The organism is Mariniflexile soesokkakense, assembly GCF_039650365.1.
GTDB classification, from domain to species: domain Bacteria; phylum Bacteroidota; class Bacteroidia; order Flavobacteriales; family Flavobacteriaceae; genus Mariniflexile; species Mariniflexile soesokkakense.
Map to the genome: position 1 here is coordinate 303,861 of NZ_JAZHYP010000002.1, position 12,882 is coordinate 316,742.

The 12,882-nt window shown below is 36.3% G+C and carries 5 protein-coding genes; all 5 read right to left on the minus strand.

The annotated features are described in order from the left end of the window. Nucleotides 1–2: 2 nt before the first annotated feature. The 5 genes from VP395_RS05335 to VP395_RS05355 are packed head-to-tail and all read right to left on the minus strand — an operon-like array spanning nt 3 to nt 12,880. Nucleotides 3–3,398 carry a glycosyl hydrolase gene (locus VP395_RS05335; RefSeq protein ID WP_346240709.1) on the minus strand — a complete coding sequence of 1,132 codons (3,396 nt, stop codon included), beginning with the start codon at nt 3,396–3,398 and terminating at the stop codon, nt 3–5. After that, entirely contained in the window at nt 3,399–6,689 is a 3,291-nt protein-coding gene (locus VP395_RS05340; protein WP_346240710.1) for a glycoside hydrolase family 2 TIM barrel-domain containing protein, read from the minus strand. After that, on the minus strand, nt 6,673–7,815 hold the full coding sequence (locus VP395_RS05345; protein ID WP_346240711.1) for a glycoside hydrolase family protein: 1,143 nt from the start codon (nt 7,813–7,815) through the stop codon (nt 6,673–6,675). The genes VP395_RS05340 and VP395_RS05345 overlap by 17 nt, the downstream gene beginning before the upstream one ends. Nucleotides 7,816–7,822: 7 nt before the next feature. Next, nucleotides 7,823–10,681, minus strand: a complete 2,859-nt coding sequence (locus tag VP395_RS05350; protein ID WP_346240712.1) for a glycoside hydrolase family 2 TIM barrel-domain containing protein — start codon at nt 10,679–10,681, stop codon at nt 7,823–7,825. Nucleotides 10,682–10,690: 9 nt separating this feature from the next. Further along, nucleotides 10,691–12,880, minus strand: coding sequence for an alpha-L-rhamnosidase-related protein (locus tag VP395_RS05355; protein WP_346240713.1), 2,190 nt, complete (start codon nt 12,878–12,880; stop codon nt 10,691–10,693). Nucleotides 12,881–12,882 lie beyond the last annotated feature (2 nt).

Sequence of the window (12,882 nt, forward strand, 5' to 3'; positions counted from 1 at the left end):
TATTACTTTATTTCTTGTTTGATGATTACATCGCCTAATAATCCTGCTTTTAGTAACGGATTTCCTTCTAATCTATAAGGTGCGGTTGTCCAAGTTAAACGGTCTTTTTCCGGTAATTTTTGGTCGCCCATCAATCGGTTTGCCCATGTATTGGTTACTTTTATTTCTAACCTATTTTCTCCTTTTTTTATAGCTTCGGAAATATTTACGCAGTAGGGAAATGTCCAAATGATGCCGCAACTTTTTCCGTTTAAAGTGACTTCAGCTATATTGTTGATTTCTTCAAAATCTAACCACAAATCTTTTGTTTCAAATTCGTCCCAATCGAAGGTTTTTAAATAACTCACAGTTCCAGAATAGTATTTAATACTATCATTTTCAGAAGTACTCCAATCAAATAATTTATTGATTTGAAGCGGTTTTGAAGGCCCCTTAAATGCTTTATCAAACTGTAGCGTCCAATCTTCACTTAGAGTTTTGACCATTTCAAAATCTGACCAATTTTGTTTTGTGTTAGAAGGCTTTTTACTTGTTGATTCTTTAAGAATAATGAAAAACGATTCATTTTTATCAAAATGTAATGGAATGATGGTCCTACCATTTTCAATCTTCCAATTTTCAACTTCCGTTTCCAAGCCACTTATTGGATGGTACATATATGGTACTTTTCCAGCAATTCTAAACGACAAAGTTCGCTTTACTTTTTCTTGCAGTTGATTTGATAAAAAGTAAATATCACTATCCGTATGTTTTCGATGTGTCCAAGCAATGGTTTGCGGACTTTTATCTACTATCACATCGGGTGTAAACCCAAGTTTTTCAAATGTCTTGTCTAAATATGGTAGTTTCACAACAGTTCCTTTACCTAATTTCCATTCAGAATTTCCATTATTATTCCATAATTCATCAATAATATTTTGCCATTTTTCTTTTTCAGAAGAAGATAAAAAACCTGTCATTTTTATTGGCTTTTCAGCAATTAAAATGGTTGCGCCTTCTTTTACCAACGCCAGCATTTTTTGGGTTACTTCCAACGAGATGATATTATTTGGTGAAAGTTTTCTGCTTCCTGGAAACAGTAAAGCACTGTATTCAATACCGCCCCTAAAAACCACTTTACCGTTTTTTACTTTGGCATCATTCAATAAGACATCGGCATTGAAAGATGTGTATTTATAACCGTTTAAAGCGTTAGTCCATTCGGATAAATCGGTGCTATTTTTGGAATATCTTACCTCTTTGGGCATGTTTTCCGATGGTTGTCCTATATTTTCTAAACGTGCTTTTTCTGAAGCTACTTTTTCTGCTCCAAAAACATTTGGAATAAATGGCACCAATCTATCTGGTAATACCGACCTTGACGGAATATCTTCACCTGTAAAAACCGCCAAATCAATCACTGGATGTCCTTTTTGTAATTGAAACTGCACGCGTTGGCAATAATCAAAAAAAGCTTTTCCGGGTTTCCACCAAGTTTGGTCGCGTTGAAAAAATGTTCCAATAGGGTCTAAAGTCATTCCAGGTTTTCTGTCTAGCCATGGATTATGCACAAAAACATGATAAAACAATCGGTTAATACCTAAAGCATAATTTCTATCAGCCAATGTTTTTAGGTTTCCTGGATGCTCGTCCCAATCCATTCGCAGTTGTGTAAAGGCTTCGGCTTGAATGATATCTTTCCCGTAAATATTTCCACCAGAAATAGCATCCAGCATATCAAAAGGTTTATCGTGCGTGGGGCTTCTAAACCAAAATTCACCACTTGGGTAATCAATATATTTAAAATGCAGCAACGCATCACTTGTCATGGTTGGTGCTACGTTTTCTGAACTAAATTTTACACCAGCTTTTTTTGCTTCATCTGCCAAAGTGCCGAAGAAATTATCTGCGATTAATTCGGAAATGGTTTTTCTAACATCGTATAAAACATTTTCAGACGTTTGCACATCACTTATTGGAATACCCGCCATCACAGGTAAATAATCTAAAATATCATAACCGTGACGCTTTTTGAATTCATCTCTAAAAACGGGCGACCAGTTTTGGCTACCACATTCCCAACTGTCCATGTGTAAAACTTCTACCACTTTAAAGGCCAAATCGGGTCCTGCTACTCGTAGCATTTCACCAAACCAATGATCTAGCTGAAAACGAATCGCTACTGGATTAAATTTATCAACTTCCAACCCTTTACCTGCACCGCCTGTGGCATTTTCATGACCTGTTGATGTGTGCCCAAAACGCATGATACGCCAAGTGCCTTTTGGAGCCTCCCAATTTAAGACACCATTAGCATCAACAAATTCAGAAATATTAAGCATTTTAGAGGTGTTGACACAATCTTCATCACTAATTTGAGTCTCTGTTGATTGCGAACTTACACGCCAAACCGCACCCGATTTACCTTGATAATTATCAATTAAAGGTTCGTTTGATAGGATGATTTTTGTGACTTTCAAACCTTGGTTCCATTTTGCCGAATCTAAATCCTCAGCTCCAGGTTCTGTTCCTTCTGGATTGTAAACAAATCGAAAATATTTTGACGTAGTTGGTATGATAGTATGGGTATAAAACGCATCGGTATCTTGCCAACCATGGCGAGGTGCTTCTAACCTACCTAAAGATTTAAAATTTTTACCATCATCACTAACCTCAACCAATAATCGGTGTGCTTGATAGTTGTTTCCTTTTGTTTCAATTTTAATGGATTTACAGGTAAATGGCTGTTTAAACTCATATTGAATCCAGCCCACTTCATTTAATCTAAATTGGGTTTGCTCTTTGGAGTTATTACTTAAAAAAACAGCTTCTTCATCAATTGATGTGGTTATTTTAGGTTGAATTTCTACGGTAGTTTTATAAGCTTCTTTAACAGGAATGGCATACGTAGCAATATCTTTGTAATACGTTTTATAATGATTCGGAACGGGTAGTTGTAATTTTTTAGTACTGTTTTCAGAAACAATAGTATCTGCCCAAACCACTTTTTGCATAGACATTTCAGGAGTTATCCAAGGCCCACCAGCAACTGCAAAACCATCTGCAGGATGGAAAGCAATTTTTAAACCCAGTCTATCGGCTTCTGTTAATGCCCAATGTACCAAATCCCAAAATTCTTTACTTAATTGCAAAACAGGCGGGTCAATTAATGGCGGATCCGTCGGTCCTTTTATCGTCATTAAGTAGGCACCTCGAATGCCTGCTTGTTTCATGGCCTCTAAATCGGCGGTAATGCCTTCTTTGGAATAGGCACTTTTCATCCAATACCAATATACCCAAGGTTGTGCACTTTCTTGAGTAGGTTCAAAATAGGACGCGCTAATTTCTTGGGATTCTTTACAGGAAAACATTCCCAATAAGAACACAGTAAGTAACCCGTATTTTATAAAGATTTTCATTTAATAACCGATTTTTTTTAGTGTTTCATTTAATGCTTCCGTTGATGCTTTAAAGGGTACTAAATAAAAACTGTACTCATAATTTTTAGATGGAATTTGATACTTTTCTAAAGGCGCAGCTACTGGTGACCAACTATCATTACCTCCAATTCCCATTTGGATTAAATCGATGTTTACAGTTAAATAACCCGCTTCTTTTAAATCGTAAGTATGTTTTGCTTCATTGATATTTTCCTGTGTATAGGGCCAAACACTCATACTAAGTGGTTGGTTTTTACTCACCACTAACAAACCTTCGTTTTTGTTTTGGGTAGAAAAACTCATCCATCGCACATCGGTTCGGTTACCGTTTTCTTGCGGCATCACATAAGGTTCTGTAAATTCATCCAAAGGAAGCGAATAACGTTCAATAGGAAACCCATGATTTCTATCTATATAGTTTTCCAACTCACCTTTTCCATACCATGATATTTGTTTGAAATCGTTTTTAATACCCATTTGCATCCCTACTTTCGGGATGTTTGGTAAATCTTTTAAAACTATTAAACCATAAGCTACTTCAATGACTCCATCTGGTCTTATGAGATACTCAACAATGACATCAGAACTATCTTTAATCACCTCATAAACCGTATGAATTAAAATATTACTTTCTAACTTCAAATTATGAAAGGACTTCATCTTAGGTTTCGCTTCATACCACTGTTTTAAAACTTTATTTGGTTTCCAACCTTTCTTATCATTATCGGTTAATGGACGTGTAAAGTTTGGTAGCAAAGGTGAAAAAATTTGCTCATTATTATTGAAAGTGTAAGAATTTAAAGCTCCATTATTTTTATTAAATTTTATTTTGAAATCACTACCACTAATTTCAAATTGCCCCTCATTTTCAGAAATTGAAAGTTCTTTTTTAAAAATTGAAGCTTCATAATTAATTAATTGTTTCTTCTTCAATAAAAATTGGTCTTCAGCTACTATAAAACCTTTTTTAGCCCATAATTCATCATTTGAAAGTTGAAATTTGATACTAACAAAATACTCAGCATCAGGTTTCATTTTAGGCAGATATTCTTTTATATTGAAAGTCGTTTCATTTCCTGCTTCAAGTTTGAAAGGTTTCAAAATTACTTCCTTAATAACATTTCCATTTTCAAGAATTTGCAAAACAGGCATATAACTTTCTAACGATTTTGTTGCTTGACGATTTTTAATTGTCATTTGAAAATTTTCCAAACTACAAGTAACAGGTTGATACACCCATTTATTCTCGTACATAGCAGCTTTTGGTCTACCGTCTGAAGCTACAATACCATTTATACAAAAGTTACCATCATGACGAACTTCGCCAAAATCACCCCCATACGCATAAAATTCCTGACCTGTTTTTTTATCTATTTTCAACAAACCTTGGTCTTTATAATCCCAAATACAGCCACCTATAATTCTTGGTAATCTTCTAAACTCATCCCACAATTCTTTTAAGTTTCCTGTTGAATTCCCCATAGAATGTGAATACTCCACAAACAAAATTGGTCGCGTGTCCGCTTTGTTATCAACCAAAAACTGAGGGGTAAACACCCCTGGATAAAAACGACTCACCATATCTACATAAGGCTCATCTTGAGGATTTTCAAAACGGTGGGAATGGTCAACCGTTTTAGGGTATCTTGGGTCTCTTTCATCAATATACCCATCCAATCTTGGGTTGCCCTGAGCGGGTTCATAATGCACAGGTCTGGTAATATCAAAATCGCGCACCCAACCCGCCATTGCAGCATGGTTAGGGCCTTTACCCGATTCGTTTCCTAAACTCCAAAACACAACACTTGGATGATTTTTATCTCGCTCAACCATTCGGCTCATACGCTCTACATGGGCATGTGTCCATTGGGTGTCGTTGCTTAGTTTTCCACCAATTCCATGAGTTTCTAAATTGGCTTCATCCATCACCATAATACCATATGCGTCGCATAACTCATAAAAATAGGGGTCGTTTGGATAGTGGCTGGTTCTAATGGTATTGAAATTAAATTGTTTTATGGTTCGAACATCATCCTCAATATCTTGTCTGGTTAAGGCTTTTCCACGAATTGGATGGTGGTCGTGCCTATTCACACCATACACATAGGTCTCTTTTCCGTTAATTAAAAGTTTGCCATTGTCTTTTGAAAATTCAATAGTACGAAATCCTACTTTACATGATTTTACTTCGGAAATATTGCCGCTTTCATCCTTTAAAGTCATCACCAAAGTGTACAAATTAGGTTCTTCTGAACACCACTTTTTAGGAATTTCAATCGTTTTTTCGAAGAAACCAAAACGCACATTATCTAACCGCGGATAGCTTTCATTAATAATTTCCAATGCCAAGGTATCGATAGGTTTTTTAAAAAGCGCTTCATTTTTATCGTTGTACAATTGAAATTCAAACGAGGCATTTTTCACAATATCACCTGTTAGATTTTCTAGTTTCGGACGTAATTGGAACACCGCATCTTCATAATTTTTATCCAATTTTGTTTGATAGAAAAAATCTTGAATTCGCAATTTTGGTTCTGCCATAACAAACACTTCACGCTGAATGCCACTCATGCGCCAATGGTCTTGGTCTTCCAAATAAGCACCATCACTATAACGTATCACCTGAACCGACAATACGTTTTCTCCTTCTTTCAAATATGGTGAAATATTAAATTCTGAAGGCAAAAAACTATCCTCTCCATAACCCACAAAATCGCCATTTAACCATACTTGAAACGCAGAACTTACCGCACCAAAATGAAGCGTAACCGTCATGTCTTTCCAGTCACTTGGAACTTTAAATTTGTGCTGATACGAGCCAATACCATTGGTGTCTTTAGGAACAAACGGTGGATTAATAGGGCGAAACGGATATACCGCACTTTTGTAAATAGGAATATCGTAGCCTTTTAGTTCCCAATTGGACGGGACTTCAATTTTATCCCAACCTTCAACTTCCGTTTTATAGAAATCTTTTGGTGCGCGGTCTAAATTTACCGAATATTTAAAATTCCATGCACCATTAAGCATCAACAATCGGCTTTTTTCTCGATTGCCTTCCAGAGCATCTTCAACTGTTTTATAAGAATAAGCTGTTGCTCTGGCGGGCTGACGATTAATACTAGTAATTAAAGGGTCTTCCCAAGGTGCAAAACTATATTTTTTAGGCGTTTCTGGTATTCCAGCAGGTTCGCCACTAACTGTTTGCGCTTTTAAAACCCAGCAACTACTAATTAATAAAAATATAAGAATGCTATTTTTTTTCATCATCTAATTTTACAAAATGCAAATTACTTTTACCTATATCTTTGGACGTTGCCACGGCAATACCACGCTGTTGCTTTTTATTTACAGCGCAATAAAAATGATATACAATACCATTGTCCTTTACAACGAAGGATTTGTGTGCAAACATATCATCATAAGATTCTGAAGACTGAATTAAATCATCACCTTCCCAATCTTTCCAGTGAATTAAATCATTAGATACCGCAAATCGGTTAAAGGCACCTTGATCCCAACCAGTCCAAAATGCTCCAAAATAAAACATCACCCAAGTATCATTAATTCTTTGAATATATGCATCGCCAGAAATGCCTTTATGATGATTAATTAAAGGTTTATCGCCATAGCGTTTCCAATTTCGCATATCGTTTGAAACTGCCATAGCAATCCGTTCTGCTCCTCGACCCGGGTTGATACTATCACCTCTTGCATTGTAATACATGATAAACTCATGTCCTGTTTCTTTATCAACATCCCTGATTACCGAACTTTTGTACATGGTACTGTTATCCCACCATTTGGCTTTATCATCGTTTGGTCTTAAAACAGGTTCTGCCAAGCGTTTAAATTCGTGTGGCGTAGTTGGTAACTCGTCTGTATAAGCCATTCCCATGGATAAAATTCCCGCTTCATAACCTGTGGTATTTCCTCCAAAATAGCTCATCCAATATTTATCATCGTATGATTCCCACTTATAAGAACCTCCCCAAGTTGGGTCTTGTAAAGCGATGTACCCTGCTTTTTGGTTGACGTCCCACTCTGTAGTATCTTTTGAAAACGACATGACCTTCCCTAAATGTTTCCAGTTTAACAAATCATCACTTTCAGCCAACCATGTTTCGTAACCGCGACCTTCAAAAATCAAGTAGGTCATATACCATTTACCATCTTTTTTGAAAACACTTGGACAGTCCATTTTATATGAATTATCGGTGGGAACCATTACCAACCCATATTTATAAGGTGTTTTAATTTCGTTGTAAATCTCTTTCATTACGGAGTCTGTAATCTCTCGTTTTTTCAATTTACCAGAACCACAAGACATTATAATGGCCAAACCAAAAACTAGTAAAATAGCTTGTTGAAATGTTTTTATTTTGAATTTAAACATGACTCAATTATTTAGAGAACTTTAAATAAATACTTCTTTTTTGAAGCCCGTTTAACCATTTTGGTTGTGATGAAGGTCCAATTAAATCGGTAGCGTTAACCTTATTTCTTGCTGGTGGAATAACATCTAACACTGCAATTCCTGTATTAGGAATCGTGTACAATAACGCATCACGACCATCCCTTGGAGCATACACGCCTAAATAGGTATTAGTATCTACATTTTCAATATAGATTTCACCTTCGGCAGTTTTAAACTCTGCCCATTTCCAATTATTGAAATACCCTTTAAATTCTGGATAGTTGAAGGATTCTCCAGGAATCGGGTCGTTATAATCGTTTTCCCAAATACCTAAAGTGGTTCCTTTTAAACGGTTTTGCCAAACACGATAAGGCCCATCGCCCAACCATTTTTTGGATTGCATTTTATCTTCCGGGTACTCAAAATATACGCCAGCTAAATCTACCACACCATTATATTCATATTCATAATCTAACTGAATCAATCCATCGGCGTCAATCGTCCAAACTACTTTTTGGAGAATACCGTGATAATTGGCTTCAATAATTACAGAGCCATTTACTTTTTTAGCTGATATATTCAATAAATTTTCTGAACAATTCACTTCTTCATCCCAGCAAGAAAACTCTTTATAAATACGGTCTTCACCTTTTAAAAACTCAGGATTTACGGTACCGTCTAATGTTCTATCACCACGGCGTGCCATCATTATTTTTGGTCCGTTAGCTAAACTGATGATTTTTCCATCTTGTTGAACCTCTACTAATTTCCCTGAAGCTTTATCAATTTTAACAATGGTTTTGTTTGCTGTAACTGTAAAACTTTCTGCTGTTTCTTTTAAATCAATAGTTCCTAATACAGTTTGCTTTATTTCTGTTGGCTTATCCCAAGTATAATCCCAAGTCCATAATTCATGCCCGTTTTCATTGGTTACTTTCACATACAACACATCGGCATCTTGCCAATTATTTGGTAGGTTTATATTTAATTCTCCTTTACTATGAGGTGAAATACTTGGAGCTTTAACCGTTCCTTTACTTATCGCTTTACGGTCTGATTTCCCTTTTAAAGGTGAGATGAATTTTACTAATTCCCATTCAAACTTACACCTCTCTGTATTAGTAAAATCATAACGGTTTTCAATTTTAAAAACTCCATTAAAATCTTTTTCTAATTTTGACGGATTCATAATCATTATTGGAGACCAAACCTCTTTCACCGTAAAAAAACTACCTTCTTTTTCGTGATGTGGCCCTACAATACCATCGGCACCGTAATTGCCTTGATTGTCTATTTTTCCATCTTGGTCGGTACGTGCAATACCTTCATCGGCAAAAACCCAAAGGTAACCGCCGCCACTTCTTGGATGTTTTCTCATGACTTCCCAATAATCATCAAAACCAGCACCATGACCACCATCGTACAATCCATGAAGGTACTCGGTAGGCATAAAAATATTATCGTCTCTAAAATATTCTAAAGTCTCCCCATAAGAACGGTAATGCATCGTTTCAACACCATTATGCTCTTGCTGGGGGTGCAAAACCGGACGTTTTTGTAAATCCCAAATATCAAATTGGTTATCTAAATTGGTATTCCAACCGCCTTCATTTCCATTGGACCAAAAAATAATACTTGGGTGATTTAAATCGCGCGTTACCATTTCTTTTACCAATTTTTTTCCAACTGCATCATCGTAATGACCGTGCCATCCGCCCAATTCATCCATCACATAAAGACCCAATTCATCACATGCTTTTAGGAAATCGGGGTCTGGCGGATAATGCGATAAACGTACAGCGTTCATGTTCATTTCTTTAATCAAACGTACATCGGCGTAATTTAATTCTTTGTTCAAAGTACGTCCAGATTCTGGCCAGAAACTATGGCGGTTCACCCCTTTCATCAACACACGTTGGCCATTGACATAAATACCATCGCCTTTTCTAATTTCAATAGTTCTAAAACCGATGGTTTCCGTAATTTCGTGTAAAAGCGTTTTATCTTTAAAAAGTTTGATGCCTACTTTGTATAAATTAGGCGTTTCGGCTGTCCATTGTTTTACATTTTTAAAGTTGCCTGATAAGTGGATTTTATCTCCGCCACCAATAATGAAACCTTGTAAAGTTTCGCCAATTTTGTTTCCTTTTTCATCAAAAACAGTAGCCTCAGCCCTTAAATTAAGCGCACCGTTTCCTAAAAAAATATTCGCTTCAAACGTTCCATCAGCTTCTGCTCTTAATGAGGTATAATCGATATGGCTTGCTGGTAACGCTTCTAAAAATACGGGGCGGAAAATACCGCCAAAGTTCCAGTAATCGGCACGTCTTTCAGCTAAATTAACACTGGCGTTTTTTGATTCTTTACTCACAGTAACATCCAATACATTTTCTTTTCCAAATTTCAACAAATCGGTGATTTCATATTTAAAACGATAAAAAGCCCCTTGGTGTTCATCATCGCTCGTTGAACGCCCATTGATACGTACTTTGGTATCGGTCATAGAACCATCGAAAACAATTTTTACCCGTTTGTTTTCCCATGATTTTGGAACGGTAAACTTGTATTTGTACTCGCCCACTTCATCGGCAATACCTTCGGGAAATGGTTTTCCGTAGAAACGGATACCGTATTGATACTTACCAAAACCTTCTTGTTCCCAAACGGATGGGACATTGATGGTGGACCATTCGCCACTTTTTCTTCCGTCGGAAATTTTAAATTCCCACACTTTAGTGTCTTGGTAACCTGTACCCGATAAATATTGAATTTCTGTGTTTTGAGCCATCACAGAAAAACCTGTAACAACTAAAAAGTAAAAGAGTTTATTAATAAACTTGCTCATTATAAAAATTTATAGTGCTTTATATTTGATTGAATATGGCGTATTAGGTTTTATTATTAATTGATATTTACTTTTACCTAATGCTGTTATAGTTCCTGTTTTTGTTGAAGGTTTGCTTTTACTGTTGATTATTAAAGTTCCTTCACCTTCTGAAGCCTTTATTTTAATTACGTTTGTACTACAATAAATTGAAACTTCCCCATTTGGTGTTGGCACTTTGCCTTCCATCCATTTTAAACCACCTAAATTAGGAGTTACTTCGTAGGTTTTATAACCTGCCGATGTAGGTTTTACTCCCAAATAATATTTTCCAAAAAGGTAAATTGGGCTGGCTCCCCAAGCATGACAAAGACTTTTTCCGTAAGGTCTGCCATACATTTCTAGATGTTCATTTCCACTTTGTTTTGGGTCGTATTTTTCCCAAAAAGAGGTTGCTCCATGGTCTAACATACCACCCCAATAATCGCGAATTTCATCTAAAACAAATTCTTGTTCGCCAATGGCACAAAGGGCTTCCAACTCGTAAAAACGCATGTATGGTGTGGTTATTTGTAGAATATCATCATTAAGCAACACCTTATTTTTTACACTTTGCTTTTGTTCTTCATTAAAATAATTGAAAAAGATACCGAACATATTTGCGTATCTAGTAACGATGTCTTGCATTTTACCATCGATACGCTGGTGCTTCATGACATTTTCTTTTTCATCCCAAAATACATCAAACAATTTCGCTTTTAAATCATCTGCTAATTTTTGATAATTCTTTTGGTCTCCAGTTTCACCTGCAATTTCCGCACTAACTGCCATGGCTTCTAAGCTTCTTGCCAATAACATTTGTTCAAAACTCACCTCGCCAGTTTTTGGCAAACCATCTGCCCAATCTATAAACACCCAATCGCCTTCTAATGGTTCTAAAAAACCATTGTCATTTCTTCTGCCTAAGCAAAATTCCATGAGTGATTTCATTCTCGGATAAAATGTTTCTATGAATTTGGTATCGCCCGTATACAAATAGTAATCGTAAATACCCACAAACCAGTAAAGTGAATAATCCATAATGATATTGATGTGCGCAGTCACTGGCTCTTTGCCGCGAAGCGCCAACAATGTTCGTTCTACAGACTCCGAATCATAAAACAAATAATAATTCATTAAATAACTTTGATAAGCATCTCCAGACCAAACCCAACGATCGCGTTTAATACCATCGATAAAGAACTCGCGTGAGGTTAAATGCATAGTGTATGCGGATACATCCCAAATTTGATTCAATAAGTCATCTGAAGATTTAAATGCGCCACGATATTCCAATGGCAAATATTCATAAAGCATCGATATGGAATCGTATTGCACTGTAGCATCTGCTTGTACTTGAACGTATCTGAATGCTTTGGATTTATTGTGTGTGTAGGTTTCTGATTGCTTCCCATCAAAATGAAGATAATCTAAGGTTTCACACTTGGCAGAATCTAAGGCTTCTTCACGGGATTCACCATAATACAGTGCTAATTTGCCTTTTCCTTTTAAACCATGAATTTTGACATAACCAAAGGTTTCTTTTCCAAAATCTACCAACTCACCATTGCCAATTTTTTCTGTTTTTTTGGCATTCCAAGGTTCAGTTGCAAGTCTGAATTCTGAAGGTTTATTCTCCGATGAATTAAAATTCCAAGAGCCAACGGGCATCCAAGGTGTACCGGATTGTTGAGCTTTTCCTGCTTCATCTATCCATAGTTTATCCTCGTTGGTTACTATCCAATTTTTACCTGATTTAATATACTTTCCATCTATATAAATAGCTGGCAAGACTTCTTGATTGAACACTTTAAAAGAAATTTTGTGTTTCCCAGACGGTATTGAAATTGATTTTGGTTGCCCGTAAATTTGAACACCATCTACCAATAATTGAAATGGCCCCTCCGAATGAATTTTCACTTCATCAGCCTCAGGAATATCAACTTCTGTTTGAAAGGTAACCAAAGCATAAGGACTGTAATATTGCCAAAGTGGCGGAAATACAGCTTCACGTTCTGTACGCCTTACTTGCATTTCATTGCTCAACCACACTTCGAAATCTCCCGGATACCAAATCCATGTGGCTTCGCTTTTCTCTTCTTGTGCTGAAATGGACCAAGAAGAAAACAATAGCATACATGCAAAAAATTTGAATACAGTGATTGATATTTTATTACTCATTA

What these genes read in the sequence shown, in the direction of transcription:
- VP395_RS05335 (WP_346240709.1), bottom strand. Translation starts at nt 3,398, where the DNA reads ATGAAAATCTTTATAAAATACGGGTTACTTACTGTGTTCTTATTGGGA.
- VP395_RS05340 (WP_346240710.1), bottom strand. Translation starts at nt 6,689, where the DNA reads ATGATGAAAAAAAATAGCATTCTTATATTTTTATTAATTAGTAGTTGC.
- VP395_RS05345 (WP_346240711.1), bottom strand. Translation starts at nt 7,815, where the DNA reads ATGTTTAAATTCAAAATAAAAACATTTCAACAAGCTATTTTACTAGTT.
- VP395_RS05350 (WP_346240712.1), bottom strand. Translation starts at nt 10,681, where the DNA reads ATGAGCAAGTTTATTAATAAACTCTTTTACTTTTTAGTTGTTACAGGT.
- VP395_RS05355 (WP_346240713.1), bottom strand. Translation starts at nt 12,880, where the DNA reads ATGAGTAATAAAATATCAATCACTGTATTCAAATTTTTTGCATGTATG.